The following is a 13,074-nucleotide window of genomic DNA, read 5'->3' on the forward strand; positions in this document are numbered from 1 at the left end:
ATCAGATTTCTGCGTTGCCGGTGTCGATCAGTCGGAGGTCAGTGACCGCGATTTTCTGGGTGCCGTCGGTGATCACCCAGCATGGAAGGTCGAGATGCTGGAAGGTGCCACGGTAAGTTCGGTAGGCGCCCAGAGCCGCCTTTCGGAAGGAGTCGGAGTAGACCTTGCCGATCTGCATTGGCTTACCCCCCCCCCCACGAGTTGAAGCTCGAATACCGTGGCGCTTTCGACCCGCTTGGCGGCCTTGCGGATGCCGCTGGGCGACATCCTGAAATCAGCCGCAACCTCGGCAACATGCTTGGACTGCAGCGCTTCGAGGATCGCTTGGTCGCGCTGGCCATTGCGCAGGCCTGCGTAGATGACTTGCATAGGGTGGTCCTCCAGGGGGCTGGTCACGCGACCAGTTCGACGAGCGGGATGCGGCTCATGTGCATGGTGTAGCCGGTGTGCTTTTCCGTGGCGTCGTACTGCTGCAGCAACTCCGGGCGATGACGTCGGCCATTGCGAAGGTCGCCCTTGCTGCCAAACAGGCAGAAGACACAGCTCAGGCGATCGTTGCCCAGGGCATATGCGTAGTGAGGCTCTTGCCCGGCGGCACGGATGGACTCGAATACTTCGGACGTGCTCATGTCGTGCACTGGCAGCCATTCGTACCAGGTGAGAACGCTGTTGCTGATACCCATCTTGCTGAACACCGCGCGCTTGCGGCGACTGGGAGACTCCTCGGCCCGCAGGCCCAGGCAATTGACGATCACCTTGAATCCGTTGGCCTTGGCGAACGCGCGCACTTCTCGCTGGATCGGGCCGCGCTTGAGATCGCTGGTGCACTGCCTGGTGCTCGCCGACGGCCAGCTCGGCACCTCCGGGCGAGTTTCGTAGCGCCGCAGCACCATTTCGAGGAGGGTCTTGCTGGCCTTGGCCGCGATGAACGGGACTTCAGCTTCTTCGGCCCGCTCCTGGGCCAGCTCCAGTGCACCCTCCCACTCCATCGGGCCGAGCGAGGCATGCACAACCACCAGTTGATTGCGAGGGACGAGCTTTCGCAGTTTGATCATCTGCGCGTCACTGTCCTTGCCGCCCGAGTGGTTGGCGACGAACAGCACGCCGGAAGCCACCAGGGCCTCGACTTGGTCTGGGATATTCATGGGTGCTCCAGGCAGGCGCCGCCCTCGCCGGGGTGGCGTGATTCGTTGAAGTGGGCTATTGGTTTTTGGCTGGCATTTCGCCGGGCCAAGGAGGGGGCATGAACTTCGAGGAGTACTGGAACAAATCGGTGGAGCTATCCAGAGCAAGCGGCGAGTGCCATCGGGCGCTTCTGGGGTTCCTGGAGAAAAACCGCCATCCTTCTTCGATTCACGATCCGGAGTACCATCGACTTCGCGATGAGTACGCAAGATCGTTCAAAGAGTGGATTGAATTCAGCGAGCGACATTCCGCGAGCGACATTGAATCGGCGGGATGATTTCACAGCCAGGATCGCGCTTGAGTTCCGCCTCGCTTGCCAGCTCAAACTGCCGCGCCAGTTTCGGTGATATCTCAAAAGCTGGCGCGTCAGGTCGTTGCAGTCGGCGCGCTCGCTCTTCTGGATCAGCAGCGGCCCACGACAACGCTAGGTCTTGCCATAGCGCTTGCACCTGGTCGTAGCCGTGGCGCTTCACCTCGGCAGCGAGCAGCCACTTGATCCCGGCCGGCATTTCGATCACAACCTGCTCGACACCCAGGCGCGCATCCTCGGCCTTCTTCTTCTCCCTGGCTCGGCGCGAATACTCCGCCCCCTTCGCCTTGTCCTTGTTCGCCATAGGCGCCTCCCAAGCCGCTGGGCGGCAAATGAATGAACTGCTGGCGCCGGCCGTGCCGGACGCGGTTGGAAATCTTGCTCATGCTGCTTTCTGTTGGGTCCAGGCTCCAGCCGCGACAAACACCTTGGCTGCCTGCGGCTCGTCGAGCGTGGTGTTTGTAGGGATGGCAATCCATCCGGAAGCAATCCGGTGGTTCGGGTTGGCCTTGCGGAACAGGTCGGTGTAGCTCGCCTCGATGACGTCCGTCAGGTGCGAGGCCAGGTAGTTGCCATCGGTGGCAAGCTCCTCCGACTTGTAGTACTGCTCGCCGTCAGGCTTCTGGCACATCACGCTGATGTAGATCGTCCACCGGTGCGCGATATCGCAGACGGCGTCGACGATCTGGCGGCTGCGGATCTGCTTGCAGCTCTTCCAGTTCATCAGCATCTGCCGGCCGCTCGGGTCGATATTGACCACGGCGACGTGGTTGGTGGCGACCAGGGCTCGGCATGCGCGATCCATCCTGGCCTTCATGCTGTGCGGCTTCCGGGCGCTCATTGGCAGCCCATCAGCTTGCGCCTGGCCGCCGCCTCCATCGCACTCGCAACGTGTTGGGCCAGCCTGTAGCTACCACAGAAGCCGCAGGTCTTGCCGGTCTTGAGGTCGATGATGTGCCACATGTTGCCCTTGGTCACCGCCTGGAAGCGCGGCTCGTTCACCGGCGCCGGGCGCCCGATCTTCGCGTAGAAGTCGGCAGTAGCGAGCATGGCACGTTCGCGCATGGCGCCCAGGGCGGCCGCGCTGTTCTGCGTAGCTTGGAGCATGGGAATACCTCGAAGGGTCAGGCGTGATGCTCGAAGGCCTCGGCCTTGCGAACGATTCGGACTTGGGCGGTGCGGCGTTCCGGCACCCGACGATCACGTCGCATGGGGTCGCCGTCATCGAGCATTGCGTGCATGGCAATGAAGCCCGCGAGCAGGATGCAGAGCGGGCTGATCACCCCGCGGCGCATGGCCTCGGCAACGGCAGCAGTGCGCTTTGCAACGCCCAGCTTGAACATCGCGCTTTCGATGCGATTGACGACTGTGCCCTGGGCGATATGCATCTGCCGGGCGATCTCTTTAGCGGTCATGCCCTGGGCGACGCCGAGCAGGGCTTCCAGCTCGCGCGGTGCGAGCCCGCGGCCGAGGTGGCCCATCCATGTGCCGGTGGTGATCGTTTCCATGATTGTCCTCGGTGGTGGCTGCATTGGTGTGTGATCTGGCCGGTGCTGCGTTCTCTCCGGCTTGCCGCATCAAAGGGCGGTGGTTAGATGAGTAGCCCTACGGAGTGTCGGTGCACGAAAGTCGGGTAAGGAATGTCGTACAAAGCCCGTTGGGTCTTTCCCTGCGCATCAGCCTGCGCATTCAGATCACACACCGATGCAGCCTGGTGATGGGGGACCAGGTGAATCGGGCCGGTTACTGATCCGGCGTCGATGCCATCGACAGTCCGCTTGGTCTCTGACCGCTATCGGGGCCGGTGGCATGCCGACGCACTCCGTGACCGATATTCTCTCGTCGGTCAAAGCGCCTGGGTCTGTAGCGCCCAGTTCGCTGCCAATCCCCACGGCTGGGTGAGGCACCTCATCTGCTACTTCATGGCTGCGACCCTCCGTTGATTTCCCGTCTGGCCCTGTCGCCAAGGCCAGCCAGTGAAATCGTCAGGAGCGAGAGCGGTGCATCAGCTCAAGAATCAGCGCCTTTTCATAGCCAGGCACATCGCAGGTCGCAGTGTTGTTGATGCGGTCGAGCTTCACAGCCACACGCGTCTTGCGGAATTGCTTGCGGTTCATTTCGCGTTCCTCCAGTGGATTCCCAAAGCACCCGGTCGCCCAGGTGCTTCAGTGAATCGCCGGTCAAGCAGCGCGGGCCAGTTCCGCCTGAGCCAGCAGCTCAGTTACAGCCTCGGCCGGCGTGCAGCCATCGGCGTAGAAGTCATGCAAGTCGCTTTCTTCCTGCGAGCCCAGCGCTACTTGGTGGCCGAGCAGTTGGGAGGCTTTGTCGATCCAGCGGTAGTAGGTGCGCTCTTCAGCGTCTGCGCGGCATTCGTCAGCCGCCATGGTTGCCATGTTGAACATCGTGAATCCCTCCGGTTGATTTCCCGTCTGGCCCTGTCGCCAAGGCCAGCCAGTGAAAACTTCCAGCCGGGACCCGCTACTGGCGTCGGCCTCCGGCTATCTTCTGGTTGTTCCTCCGACCACGACCCTCGTCCGCCGGATAACTGCTTGTGGCGCTTTACGCTGCACGCCCGGGTCAGTTGCCAACCCTCTGAACAGTTGAGGCCTGTCCATCGCTGCCTTCGCATCTGGCCGGTATCGATCCGGCAATGAGCAAAATTTAGAAAACTAAACGAAAGGCGTCAAGCAATTTTGTACAGAAAACTTAACTTTCGGGCGAGAGGTTGCCCTGATTGGGTGGTGCGAGGGGGGAGGGGTAGCTGGAGCTGGATAAGAAAAAGCCCGGCGCAGGCCGGGCTCTTTTACTGTTTGCGGCGAGGAGAGCGCCGCACTGTCGACCACCAGAAGACTCGACCCAGCATTCTGACTTCGTCGTGGAATTGCTCGGCGCTCATGATCTCGTCGGGGTAGTCATCGCTGTTTTCGCTGCGAATCCGAATCGATCCTGCAGGAAGTCGATGCAGGTACTTCACGCGGAGCATACCGCCGTGGTTGAAGGCGTAGATCTCACCATCAATGATTGAAGTATCCGTTAGGTCAAAGCCAATGGCAGCGCCATCAAGGATCAGTCGCTCCATGCTCCTTCCGCGAACCCTGGCGCAGGCAGCGCTTTTGCAGTCAACGCCGGCGGCGCGGAGGGTCGAATTACTGAAGCGAAGCTTCCTGTCTGCAACTTCCACGACCTCGGTCATTCCATTTCCGCCAGCAAATTCGACCTCTGCGTAGTATGGGACTTCGCACTCATCGTCCTCCAGGGGGTCGCCCTCATCCCAAACGGCCAGGTCGCCCAGCAGCTCCGCATTCGCTTGAGGCTTGCGATCCGGTGCTCCCTTTCCACTGGATAGCCATTCAGGCGCGCAGTTGAGAGCAGAGGCGAGGGCTAGCAGGTTCTTGCCCTTCGCCCCATTGGTCCCGTTGAGCCAAAACGTCACCGTGGCCTTGGATACACCAGCTCGCTCGCTGATGTCTGTCGGGCGAAGGCCCATGGCCTCCATCCGAGCTTTGAGTCTGTCTTTAAATTCCATGTTTAGGATTCTAAACAAATCAGGGTTTAGATAACTTGCCATTGGTTGTTTATCTTTCTAAACTGCCCGCAAACAGTTGGAGGCATCACCCATGAAATTCGATGAGGCCCTTGAGCACTACGGGTCTGGAAAAGCCCTCGGCGATGCCTTGGGCGTCAGTACGAGTCGTGTCTCGCAGTGCCGTGCTGCGGGTGGGTTTTCCTACCCGATGCAGTGCGTTCTGGAGAAGGAGTCTGCTGGGAAGCTGGTGGCCAAGCGCGATGACGCGCCTGAAACCGGCCCGGGCAAGACCGCTGCTTGATTTGAATTATCCATCCACTGGCCTTGCGCAAGTAGATGCACAAATTACCTGTGAATTTGAACAGTAGGAGAGGGGCGATGGTAGTTGATTTCGTGCTGGCCGCCGGCGCCGGGCTCGGCGCTGCAACGGTGTGCTTCTTGGCAGGCATGGCCGCCGGCGATTCCTCCGGGCGCGGCAGCGTTTCGTTCCCGGAGACCCACGTCAGTTTTGACCCGCTGTTGCCGGACGAGGCGCGTCTTCGGTTTCTGGAGCGAGCGGCGGATGCCGTGCGATCCGGGCGCTTAAGCCAGGCCCAGCAACTTAAGGATGAGCGCGCCGGCGATTAGGGCAAGCAACCAGGCGCCGACTTGCTTGATGACGGCCTTGTGTTGGTCCCAGGCGCGGCGGAGGGGAGGCCGGTCGAACCCGATCATCGAGAAATGCTCGCTGTCGTGGATCCGCAGCTCTTCATCCCAGTGCTTGGCCTTCCAGCGAGCGAAAGCATCCTTCAACCGTTTCATGTTGGCCTCCAAGGCCTTCGGTGTAACGCCTGAATCCCAGGCATAAAAAAACCGCCTGGCAGGGCGGTCTCTTCAACAACATATCGAGGTCGATTATGCACATCCACTACGACGCAAGCAATACCGCTGTCGCGTCAGGTTTTGGTTATGCGCTGAACCTGTCGCGTCAGGTGGTAACCGGCGGAGGGTCGCGGTAATGGCCCGCATCCGCACCATCAAACCCGAGTTCTGGACCAGCGAGCAAGTCATGGAGTGCTCGCCGATGGCTCGCCTACTTTTCATCGGCCTCTGGAACTTCTGCGACGACGCGGGCAATCACCCTCTGTCCGCGAAAACCATCAAGGCCCTGATCTTCCCTGGCGATGACATCACCACCGCCCAGGTCGACGCCATGCTCTGCGAGCTCCAGTCGAACGATCTGATCACGGCCTACGAGGCCTCGGCGAAGCAGTACCTGCACGTCAACGGATGGGGCCACCAGAAGATCGACAAGCCCACCTACAAGCACCCCTCATTCGTCGAGCGCTCGCCGAGCACTCCGCGAGCAGGCGACGACAGATCTCCGAGCGGTAGCGGAGTCCTCACCCCCGGAAAGGAAGGGGAAGGGAAAGGAAGTAATACACCCCCACCGCGCGAGGCAGGCGCCCCGTTCGAGATGACCCTCGACTGGGAGCCGTCCGAGAACACGCTGAAGGCATACGCAGCCAGGGCCGGCGTCCCCGTCGATGCGTTCACCCAAGACGCTACCGCCAAGTTTGTGATGCTGAAGTCCGCAAGCGGGATCTGCCAGACCGAAACCCAGTGGGTCGCCGAGATGGTGTCCTGGGTTCAGCGTGATCGAGCCTCCGGGGCGGCACGCGTACTTCCGTTCCGGGGCTCGCAGTCATCCACAGCCCCCGACCTTGACGGCACTGGCTGGGCGCAAGACCTGGGGAGCCTCTGATGAGCATGCCTGCGAAGAAGCGACCGCCAGGCCCGCGGAGCGCCACTGACCTCTTGAAGTCCGCCAACAACCTGCCGCCAGTACAGCCTCTCATGACCCCTCGAACCATTGACGATGGGACGATCCAGGTTGTGAACGAATTGTTCCGGGAGCTGCAAGGCACGTTCTCAGCGTGGAAGCAGGCATGGCCGGACCAGGACGCAGTTGATGCTGCCAAGCGCGCTTACATCAAGGCGTTTATGGAGTCCGGCATCAACACGCTAGAGCAGGTTGGATGGGGCATGCGGCGCGCCCGAGCATCGGCATCCCCATGGGTTCCCGCTCCTGGCGAGTTCGTGGCCTGGTGCCAGCCAACTCCGGAAATGCTCGGTATTCCAAGCCGGGAAGCCGCCTTCCGTGAGGCGCTTGGCAACTCGCACCCGAGTAGGTTCGGCGCGCAGCGGGAGTGGTCTCACCCGGCGGTGCGTCACGCGGCGCTCCAGTGCGAGATCGACAACCTGAGCGACCTGAAGTCCGTGTTCGCCCGCCGGGTGTTTGACCGTGCCTACGACATCACTGTGCGAGCCCTGATGAACGGTGAGCCGCTGGGTGATATCGCCATAGGCATTGGTCACGACTCGCAAAAGGGTGAGGCCCTTCGGGCCGAAGAGCATGGCGAGTGGCGGCTGCAAGAGGCTATGGCCCGCCAGTCAATCCCGCCGCGCGGTGAAGACGCTCGCCGGGCGCTACTGGCTCGGTTTGGCCTCGGAGATCGCCATGCTCACGCCTGACCTCACTGAGTACCGCTACGCCCTGTACTGCCGATCCGACCTGTTCGGTTTGTCCGAGGGTCCACAACCACCGATAGCGGTCTACCGCGACGAGGACCTGGCCAAAGCCCACGGTCAGCGCATGTGGCCGACCGCATACCAAGTCATCGACCTCCATGGAGAAGACCCATGCGGCAATCGAAGCTGACCAAGGCCGCGCGCGGCCGGGAGTGCCAGGTACGCATCCCGGGCATCTGCAACGGCAACCCTGAAACTGTCGTGCTCGCGCACTACCGGCTCGCCGGCACCTGTGGCGTTGGCTCGAAGCCAAATGACCTGCAGGGCGCCTGGGCATGCAGCTCCTGCCACGACGTGATCGATGGCCGTCACCAGGCGATCAGTCATAACGAGGCTCGTCACCTGCACGCCGAGGGTGTCATGCGAACCCAGGACATGCTCGTCCGGGAAGGGTTGGTGAAGGCATGACCAAGCCAATCATGCGGGCCTTTTGCGCCAAGCCGAAGCGGGCCAGGCGGGACGACCGTGAAGGCCAGGAGCAAGCGGCGCTGATGAAAGAGATCGAGCTGCGCTACCCGGAGGTGTTCACGCATCTGCATCACACCCCAAACGGTGGATACCGCGGCAAGGCCGAGGCCTCTCGCCTCAAGAAACAGGGCGTCAAGGCGGGCATCCCTGATCTGCAGCTCACCATGGCTCGCGGTGGGTACTTCGGACTGTTCATCGAGTTCAAGGCCACCATCGATCCGGCACCTGTCTCGCTTAGCCAGCACGCATGCATCGGGCGCCTGAATGAGCAGGGCTACCTGGCTGTTGTGTGCAGAGGCCACTTCGATGCGATGGAATGCCTTCGGGCCTACCTGACTCTGCCCGTGACGGTGGCGGCATGAGCGGCTGTTGCGCGGTCGCGCTCTCGGATGCCGAGATTCGCCGGCAGGCTGCGGGGTCGACAGTGCGCGACCTGCGCGACCCTCGATATCCCGGTCTGTATCTGCGGTTCGCCAAGGATCGCGAGCGAGCCACGTGGTACCTGGTGAGCCGCAGGAAGTGGAGCAAGATCGGAGGCTATCCGGCGCTGCCGTTCAAGAGCCTTGTCGGAGTCCTGCCGCAGATCCGGGCACGCCTGGCTGTCGATCCTGATGCCTCGGCGTCGGCCGGTGAGCTGGCCACCGTAGGGCAACTGCTGGCCTGGTACTCGGACCGCCAATCGCGCGACCGCAGCCTGTCACGCAAGCGGCGTGCTACGACCAGCTCTGCGATCAAGTGCCACCTGAAGCCGCGACTCAACGACCTTCCAGTGCCCGAGGCTACCCGGTCCGCTCTTGATGAGCGTGTGATGTGGCCGCTGCAGGAGGAGCTTTCCCTGTCCTATGTTCGCCTGCTGTGGGGTGTTCTGGTGGTCGCGTTCCGGCAGGCCGAGCGATTGAAGATGATCGCCGGCAATCCGATTGCAGGCTTCAAATTCACCGACTTCACCAAGGCTCGCGTTCAGCCCAAGGCGGCCCGTCTTCGCGGCGTGCAGCTTGAGCCGCTAGTGGGCCTGCTGGCTGACCGGTTCGACGCCGACCCCGCAGGAGTGATGCTGGCCACCCTGATGCTGTGCCATGGCACCCGGGTTGGGGAGAGCCGCCAGAGCACCTGGCCGCACTTCACGCTGGCCGATATGGGAGAGTGGTTCATCCCCGCCGAGAACACGAAGACCAGGTGCGAGCACCGCCTGCCGATGACCCCCGCAAGTCGTTGCGCTGCTGAAGCGGTACCGGGAGTGGCAGGCCGGCACCGGCTACAAGGGCGTGTACCTGTTCCCGGCCAAGAACGGCAAGCCGATGAGCGAAGGTCAGGCATGCGGCGTGTTCACCCGCTTGGGCCAGGGCGAGTGGACCAGCCACGACCTGCGCAAGCTCGCCCGCACCGCCTGGACCGACCTCGGCGTGGACTACCTCATTGGCGAAATGCTGGTGAACCACACGCTCACCCGGAACGTGCAGACCTACATCCACACCCATGCCGAACAGCTGAAGCGCGAAGCCCTGGAGAAGTGGCATGAGCGGTTAGATGCGGCTGGGTTCACCGCGATTCATGGGTTGATAGATGGAAGAAACGGAAATTCGCAAAACGCTGCCGAGGCGGCAGATGGCGCGGGTTTCAAGGCTATTCAGGAAACCGTAAAAGGCGAGGATTCCAAATGACCGATTTGAACAGCTTGTCGCCAGCAGCCCGCTCGGCAGCGATGCGTGGAGGGGTCGATGGATGGGGTCAGGTCGGCAGCAGCCGTCACGTCCGGTACATGGAGCCGAAGCCCGCCAAGGCTCGGCGCCGGTGTCACTGCGGCTGCAAGCGCCGGGCGACTCACTACGGATGCGCGAACGGCGTAGCGCTCATCGGTGGTTGCGAGCTTCGGATCCGCCGCTGGGTGAAGACGGGGCAGTGATGAAGAAGAGCCACGGACCATCGCTCAGGAAAGAGCGGATCGACCTGGCCAAGTGCCCGGCATGCCGCGGTAAAGCGGTCATCAAGGGCGTGTTTTACGAAATGGCATGCGTCCAGTGTGCTGCGTCCGGTTGGGTCGAGGCCCTAACCGGTGAAGCGCTGCCCCTGGAAGAGCTGGTGACCCAGCTCAGCATGAAGCTGGAGGCCGCAGAGCGGCAGATCAACGAATTGCGGAACCCTCGGGCCACTGGGCCAGAGGCGACATATCAAGGAAGCAATCGGCTGGGTGCCGGCGGCTCGAACTACACAGGGGATTGACCATGATCTACAGCAGCGTATCGGGGGCAGTGGTCGCGGCATTGGCAGCGGGCGAGAAGGGCGCTGCGAAGGGGCAGGCCTGGCAGAAGCTGTACAGGGCGGCAGAGGAGGAGGGTGGTTGCCTGTCGACCCTCGGCGGCATCGGCATGGCAGATCGGTTGCAGGTGGACTACTGGGTCTTCGCCCGCCTGCATCGCCTGCTCAAGTCGTGGCACTGGGATGCCCTGGTGGCGAAGTACACCACCAGCAAGGCGAAGAAGGTTCAAGCGGTAACGGCGCTACGTCCAAGGGTCGCCAGCCCGGCAAGCCCCCTGTTCATCTATAAGGCTGTGACCGCCTGGGCTATCCCGAAACTCAAGGGCGCACGCCGGAAGGTGCCGCAGTCGGTTTCGGTCGAGGTACCTCTGGATGCCCCGGCCTGGCGCCGCGACTCCATGGTCAATGCGGCTGTAGCCGCTGGGCAGGCAGCCAAGCGCAGGATCGAAGATCAGCAGGGTGACCTGATCGTGCTGCCTGACAGCTTCTACGACATGAACACCTGGGATCTGGAGGCCGTGCCGGAGTCAACCAGGCGCCGCTGGAGGGCCGATATCAACGACAAGCTGGACGGCTTGGTGACTGATGCGCTGGTTGAGGCCGAAGCGATCTTGGCTGCTGAAGGTCTGCTGCTGATGGATGCCGCGTGATTGCCTGTTGACATCAGTGAGCGACTGAGCGAAATTAACCCCATCCTGTCATTCCTGCGCGTTGCAGAGGATCGACAATCAAAAGCCCGGCCATTGCGTCGGGCTTCTTCGTTTATGGGCCCCGGCAGATGCTGGGGCTTTTTCATTTTTGGAGAACTGGATGGACCCGACCGACCTCGGCCCAGGCACAGCCACCTGGCTGGGTGGAACGGGAACCGTCCTGCTGGGCGGCTTCCTCTGGCTCCGCAAGTTCCTGTCAAAGGACGCAGCGGATCGCGCCATGGACAATGCCGATATCGGCACAGTCCGTCGGCTCAATGAACTGCTCGACTCCGAGCGTGAGGCCCGCAAGCTTGCTGAGGCTCGCGCCGATCAGTTCGCGAAAGAGCGCAATGACCTCGCCGCAACTGTCGGCCGGCTCGAAGGCAAGATCGAGGCGCTGACCAGCCAGGTCGGCCAGCTCACCACACAAGTCACCGCCCAGAGCGAGGAGATCGCCCGCCTGCGCGGAAAGCTGGGAGGTGCGTCCTGATGGACAGATGCGCATTGGAGTTCATTGCTCGCCGCTGGTGGCGTCGGGTTGAGGTCTGGCTGATTGCCGCCGTGCTGATTGCAGGCGGCGCCGTCCTCGGCTGGCAGTCCGCCTACTGGGCCATGGTCAGCACCCAGGCCCATCAGGTGGATGAGATCCGCCAGGCCTATGACGCCGCCATGGCTGAGCGCGACAAGCGCCTCGACGAACTGACCACCAAGGCATCGAAAGCAGCTGCCACCGCCACACAGGCGGCCGACAAGGCTGATGAGGCACTCAACCGCGTGCAACTGGAGAATCCGCAATGATTACCCTCACCGATAGCAACGGCCTCAAGCGGCACCTGGCTCCTGACGCCATCGCCCGTGTGGATGAAGCCTGCGCCAGCAGCCAGTGGCACGGCATCTGCGCCATCGTCCGCACGTTCGACGGCCAGGTGCTGGAGGTGAAGCAGCGCGCTGATGACGTGGTCAGGCAGATCCGGGAGGCGAAGCAATGAACCAGCTGCCAGAGACGAATGCACTGCTGTTCGTCGGCGCCCTGGCGCTTGTTGGGGTCGTGGGCTGGGCGTTCGTCGAGGGCCTGCTCTGGGTTGCCGGTCACGTGACCGTGGGCTGGTCCTGATGGCCAAGCTCCCGACATTGAAGTCGAGGCTCACGCCTGTCGCGGGTCGGAAGCTCTCGACCACGAACACATCCGAACGACGGATGACCGGCAGCAGGTTGCAGGCTCGCCGATTCAGGCTCTGGCAGGCATCGCCCCATTGCGCTGAGTGCGGACGAGTAGTCGCGTACCCGCATGGCTTCGAGCTCGACCACCGCGTCCCGCTCCACCAAGGCGGCGCCGACGTCGACGACAACTGCCAGATCCTGTGCTGCGGGCCTGATGGCTGCCACCTGAAGAAGACGGTTGCGGAGGGCGGCCAGATCGATGCGCACCGGGATGGTGCGGATCGGGGAGTTGGCGTGCCTCATTCGGGGCAGTGACGTGCTTCGGGAGGGGGGAGGGGGAAAACTTCACGAACCTTCGATGCCGGAAACCTCCCCCTCTCCCATTCGCAGATTATTTCCCCTTTCACGGAAAAGTTAACCATGGCTTTAACCGACAAAAAGCGACGGTTTGCTGACGCTTTGCTGTCGGGCGCGTCAAACCGAGACGCGGCCATTGCTGCTGGATATTCAGAGAAAACCGCGTCGCAGGCGGGTTCCAAGCTTGCGAAGGACCCGGATGTCATCGCCGCCATCGGCCGGCATCTGCGTGAACGGCAGGCTCAGTCGGCAGAAGTTAAACCTGCGCGAAAAGTTAAAGCTCCTGCACCGGAAGAGGCGGCGGTGGGAGACCTGGAGCTGGGCGATTTCGATGACCCGATGGACTTCCTCAAGGCGGTCATGAACGAGCAGTCGGCTGAGCCGAAGCTACGGGTCGATGCCGCCAAGGCGCTTTTGCCCTACAAGCACGGGAAGGTGGCCGACCAGGGCAAGAAGGAACAGAAGGCGGCAGCAGCTGATCAGGTCAGCAAGGGGCGCTTCGGCGCTCGTCCTCCACCGAAACTGGTAGTCAACAACGGAGGGTGACG

Annotated in this window: 24 protein-coding genes and 1 pseudogene; 15 read left to right on the forward strand and 10 right to left on the reverse strand. The window is 62.3% G+C overall.

All coding sequences use genetic code 11. The features are described 5' to 3' along the window. Position 1: 1 nt before the first annotated feature. The 9 genes from V0R59_RS11715 to V0R59_RS11755 all read right to left on the reverse strand — a co-directional run bounded on the left by V0R59_RS11715 (position 2) and on the right by V0R59_RS11755 (position 5,021). Positions 2–178 (reverse strand): hypothetical protein, encoded by a 177-nt coding sequence (locus V0R59_RS11715; RefSeq protein WP_330074456.1) that lies wholly within the window; start codon positions 176–178, stop codon positions 2–4. Between the two features lie 214 nt (positions 179–392). After that, on the reverse strand, positions 393–1,145 hold the full coding sequence (locus V0R59_RS11720; protein ID WP_330074457.1) for a phosphoadenosine phosphosulfate reductase domain-containing protein: 753 nt from the start codon (positions 1,143–1,145) through the stop codon (positions 393–395). Positions 1,146–1,418: 273 nt separating this feature from the next. Next, positions 1,419–1,799, reverse strand: a complete 381-nt coding sequence (locus tag V0R59_RS11725; protein WP_330074458.1) for a hypothetical protein — start codon at positions 1,797–1,799, stop codon at positions 1,419–1,421. A 78-nt stretch (positions 1,800–1,877) separates the two neighbouring features. Further along, on the reverse strand, positions 1,878–2,336 hold the full coding sequence (locus V0R59_RS11730; protein WP_330074459.1) for a hypothetical protein: 459 nt from the start codon (positions 2,334–2,336) through the stop codon (positions 1,878–1,880). Then, the gene (locus V0R59_RS11735; protein ID WP_330074460.1) at positions 2,333–2,602 is read right to left on the reverse strand and encodes a hypothetical protein; all 270 of its coding nucleotides are present in this window, start codon (positions 2,600–2,602) and stop codon (positions 2,333–2,335) included. Before V0R59_RS11735 ends, V0R59_RS11730 begins: the two co-directional genes overlap by 4 nt. A 17-nt stretch (positions 2,603–2,619) precedes the next feature. After that, positions 2,620–3,003: a LuxR C-terminal-related transcriptional regulator gene (locus tag V0R59_RS11740; RefSeq protein ID WP_330074461.1), complete on the reverse strand. Its 384-nt coding sequence runs from the start codon at positions 3,001–3,003 to the stop codon at positions 2,620–2,622. 477 nt (positions 3,004–3,480) lie between these two features. Beyond that, complete coding sequence (locus tag V0R59_RS11745) at positions 3,481–3,612, reverse strand: hypothetical protein (protein ID WP_330074462.1); 132 nt, start codon at positions 3,610–3,612, stop codon at positions 3,481–3,483. A 63-nt stretch (positions 3,613–3,675) separates the two neighbouring features. Next, positions 3,676–3,897 carry a hypothetical protein gene (locus tag V0R59_RS11750; RefSeq protein WP_330074463.1) on the reverse strand — a complete coding sequence of 74 codons (222 nt, stop codon included), beginning with the start codon at positions 3,895–3,897 and terminating at the stop codon, positions 3,676–3,678. Positions 3,898–4,298: 401 nt separating this feature from the next. After that, on the reverse strand, positions 4,299–5,021 hold the full coding sequence (locus V0R59_RS11755) for an XRE family transcriptional regulator (RefSeq protein WP_330074464.1): 723 nt from the start codon (positions 5,019–5,021) through the stop codon (positions 4,299–4,301). A gap of 91 nt (positions 5,022–5,112) precedes the next feature. On the opposite strand from V0R59_RS11755, the gene V0R59_RS11760 reads away from it, so the two are divergent. Further along, on the forward strand, positions 5,113–5,322 hold the full coding sequence (locus V0R59_RS11760; RefSeq protein WP_330074465.1) for a hypothetical protein: 210 nt from the start codon (positions 5,113–5,115) through the stop codon (positions 5,320–5,322). 77 nt (positions 5,323–5,399) lie between these two features. After that, complete coding sequence (locus V0R59_RS11765; protein ID WP_330074466.1) at positions 5,400–5,648, forward strand: hypothetical protein; 249 nt, start codon at positions 5,400–5,402, stop codon at positions 5,646–5,648. On the opposite strand, the gene V0R59_RS11770 is transcribed toward V0R59_RS11765, so the two are convergent. Then, positions 5,604–5,822: a hypothetical protein gene (locus tag V0R59_RS11770; protein WP_330074467.1), complete on the reverse strand. Its 219-nt coding sequence runs from the start codon at positions 5,820–5,822 to the stop codon at positions 5,604–5,606. The genes V0R59_RS11765 and V0R59_RS11770 overlap by 45 nt on opposite strands. Positions 5,823–6,018: 196 nt before the next feature. On the opposite strand from V0R59_RS11770, the gene V0R59_RS11775 reads away from it, so the two are divergent. From V0R59_RS11775 to V0R59_RS11835, 13 genes and pseudogenes are all read left to right on the forward strand, one after another. Continuing rightward, the gene (locus V0R59_RS11775) at positions 6,019–6,765 is read left to right on the forward strand and encodes a DnaT-like ssDNA-binding domain-containing protein (RefSeq protein WP_330074468.1); all 747 of its coding nucleotides are present in this window, start codon (positions 6,019–6,021) and stop codon (positions 6,763–6,765) included. A 53-nt stretch (positions 6,766–6,818) separates the two neighbouring features. Continuing rightward, positions 6,819–7,535 carry a replication protein P gene (locus tag V0R59_RS11780; RefSeq protein ID WP_330074469.1) on the forward strand — a complete coding sequence of 239 codons (717 nt, stop codon included), beginning with the start codon at positions 6,819–6,821 and terminating at the stop codon, positions 7,533–7,535. 168 nt (positions 7,536–7,703) lie between these two features. Continuing rightward, positions 7,704–8,000: a DUF1364 domain-containing protein gene (locus V0R59_RS11785; protein ID WP_330074470.1), complete on the forward strand. Its 297-nt coding sequence runs from the start codon at positions 7,704–7,706 to the stop codon at positions 7,998–8,000. Continuing rightward, positions 7,997–8,422 carry a VRR-NUC domain-containing protein gene (locus V0R59_RS11790; RefSeq protein WP_330074471.1) on the forward strand — a complete coding sequence of 142 codons (426 nt, stop codon included), beginning with the start codon at positions 7,997–7,999 and terminating at the stop codon, positions 8,420–8,422. Before V0R59_RS11785 ends, V0R59_RS11790 begins: the two co-directional genes overlap by 4 nt. Beyond that, a pseudogene (locus V0R59_RS11795) lies at positions 8,419–9,721 on the forward strand (tyrosine-type recombinase/integrase). The gene V0R59_RS11790 and the pseudogene V0R59_RS11795 overlap by 4 nt, the downstream one beginning before the upstream one ends. A gap of 241 nt (positions 9,722–9,962) precedes the next feature. After that, entirely contained in the window at positions 9,963–10,280 is a 318-nt protein-coding gene (locus V0R59_RS11800) for a hypothetical protein (RefSeq protein ID WP_330074472.1), read from the forward strand. Between the two features lie 2 nt (positions 10,281–10,282). Then, complete coding sequence (locus tag V0R59_RS11805; RefSeq protein WP_330074473.1) at positions 10,283–10,966, forward strand: hypothetical protein; 684 nt, start codon at positions 10,283–10,285, stop codon at positions 10,964–10,966. A gap of 160 nt (positions 10,967–11,126) precedes the next feature. Further along, a complete protein-coding gene (locus V0R59_RS11810) occupies positions 11,127–11,498 on the forward strand; it encodes a chemotaxis protein (protein WP_330074474.1) in 372 nt (123 codons plus the stop codon). Continuing rightward, entirely contained in the window at positions 11,498–11,806 is a 309-nt protein-coding gene (locus V0R59_RS11815) for a YfgM family protein (RefSeq protein ID WP_330074475.1), read from the forward strand. The genes V0R59_RS11810 and V0R59_RS11815 overlap by 1 nt, the downstream gene beginning before the upstream one ends. Beyond that, positions 11,803–11,997 carry a hypothetical protein gene (locus V0R59_RS11820; RefSeq protein ID WP_330074476.1) on the forward strand — a complete coding sequence of 65 codons (195 nt, stop codon included), beginning with the start codon at positions 11,803–11,805 and terminating at the stop codon, positions 11,995–11,997. Before V0R59_RS11815 ends, V0R59_RS11820 begins: the two co-directional genes overlap by 4 nt. Continuing rightward, entirely contained in the window at positions 11,994–12,122 is a 129-nt protein-coding gene (locus tag V0R59_RS11825; RefSeq protein WP_330074477.1) for a hypothetical protein, read from the forward strand. The genes V0R59_RS11820 and V0R59_RS11825 overlap by 4 nt, the downstream gene beginning before the upstream one ends. Before the next feature lie 83 nt (positions 12,123–12,205). Further along, positions 12,206–12,484: an HNH endonuclease gene (locus tag V0R59_RS11830; RefSeq protein ID WP_330074576.1), complete on the forward strand. Its 279-nt coding sequence runs from the start codon at positions 12,206–12,208 to the stop codon at positions 12,482–12,484. A 105-nt stretch (positions 12,485–12,589) separates the two neighbouring features. After that, positions 12,590–13,072, forward strand: a complete 483-nt coding sequence (locus V0R59_RS11835) for a terminase small subunit (protein WP_330074478.1) — start codon at positions 12,590–12,592, stop codon at positions 13,070–13,072. Positions 13,073–13,074: the final 2 nt, after the last annotated feature.

Source organism: Pseudomonas ulcerans, from assembly GCF_036324125.1.
GTDB classification, from domain to species: Bacteria; Pseudomonadota; Gammaproteobacteria; order Pseudomonadales; family Pseudomonadaceae; genus Aquipseudomonas; species Aquipseudomonas ulcerans.

Coding starts and splice junctions, on each gene's coding strand:
- V0R59_RS11715 (WP_330074456.1), bottom strand. CDS start 178: ATGCAGATCGGCAAGGTCTACTCCGACTCCTTCCGAAAGGCGGCTCTG.
- V0R59_RS11720 (WP_330074457.1), bottom strand. CDS start 1,145: ATGAATATCCCAGACCAAGTCGAGGCCCTGGTGGCTTCCGGCGTGCTG.
- V0R59_RS11725 (WP_330074458.1), bottom strand. CDS start 1,799: ATGGCGAACAAGGACAAGGCGAAGGGGGCGGAGTATTCGCGCCGAGCC.
- V0R59_RS11730 (WP_330074459.1), bottom strand. CDS start 2,336: ATGAGCGCCCGGAAGCCGCACAGCATGAAGGCCAGGATGGATCGCGCA.
- V0R59_RS11735 (WP_330074460.1), bottom strand. CDS start 2,602: ATGCTCCAAGCTACGCAGAACAGCGCGGCCGCCCTGGGCGCCATGCGC.
- V0R59_RS11740 (WP_330074461.1), bottom strand. CDS start 3,003: ATGGAAACGATCACCACCGGCACATGGATGGGCCACCTCGGCCGCGGG.
- V0R59_RS11745 (WP_330074462.1), bottom strand. CDS start 3,612: ATGAACCGCAAGCAATTCCGCAAGACGCGTGTGGCTGTGAAGCTCGAC.
- V0R59_RS11750 (WP_330074463.1), bottom strand. CDS start 3,897: ATGTTCAACATGGCAACCATGGCGGCTGACGAATGCCGCGCAGACGCT.
- V0R59_RS11755 (WP_330074464.1), bottom strand. CDS start 5,021: ATGGAATTTAAAGACAGACTCAAAGCTCGGATGGAGGCCATGGGCCTT.
- V0R59_RS11760 (WP_330074465.1), top strand. CDS start 5,113: ATGAAATTCGATGAGGCCCTTGAGCACTACGGGTCTGGAAAAGCCCTC.
- V0R59_RS11765 (WP_330074466.1), top strand. CDS start 5,400: ATGGTAGTTGATTTCGTGCTGGCCGCCGGCGCCGGGCTCGGCGCTGCA.
- V0R59_RS11770 (WP_330074467.1), bottom strand. CDS start 5,822: ATGAAACGGTTGAAGGATGCTTTCGCTCGCTGGAAGGCCAAGCACTGG.
- V0R59_RS11775 (WP_330074468.1), top strand. CDS start 6,019: ATGGCCCGCATCCGCACCATCAAACCCGAGTTCTGGACCAGCGAGCAA.
- V0R59_RS11785 (WP_330074470.1), top strand. CDS start 7,704: ATGCGGCAATCGAAGCTGACCAAGGCCGCGCGCGGCCGGGAGTGCCAG.
- V0R59_RS11790 (WP_330074471.1), top strand. CDS start 7,997: ATGACCAAGCCAATCATGCGGGCCTTTTGCGCCAAGCCGAAGCGGGCC.
- V0R59_RS11800 (WP_330074472.1), top strand. CDS start 9,963: ATGAAGAAGAGCCACGGACCATCGCTCAGGAAAGAGCGGATCGACCTG.
- V0R59_RS11805 (WP_330074473.1), top strand. CDS start 10,283: ATGATCTACAGCAGCGTATCGGGGGCAGTGGTCGCGGCATTGGCAGCG.
- V0R59_RS11810 (WP_330074474.1), top strand. CDS start 11,127: ATGGACCCGACCGACCTCGGCCCAGGCACAGCCACCTGGCTGGGTGGA.
- V0R59_RS11815 (WP_330074475.1), top strand. CDS start 11,498: ATGGACAGATGCGCATTGGAGTTCATTGCTCGCCGCTGGTGGCGTCGG.
- V0R59_RS11820 (WP_330074476.1), top strand. CDS start 11,803: ATGATTACCCTCACCGATAGCAACGGCCTCAAGCGGCACCTGGCTCCT.
- V0R59_RS11825 (WP_330074477.1), top strand. CDS start 11,994: ATGAACCAGCTGCCAGAGACGAATGCACTGCTGTTCGTCGGCGCCCTG.
- V0R59_RS11830 (WP_330074576.1), top strand. CDS start 12,206: ATGACCGGCAGCAGGTTGCAGGCTCGCCGATTCAGGCTCTGGCAGGCA.
- V0R59_RS11835 (WP_330074478.1), top strand. CDS start 12,590: ATGGCTTTAACCGACAAAAAGCGACGGTTTGCTGACGCTTTGCTGTCG.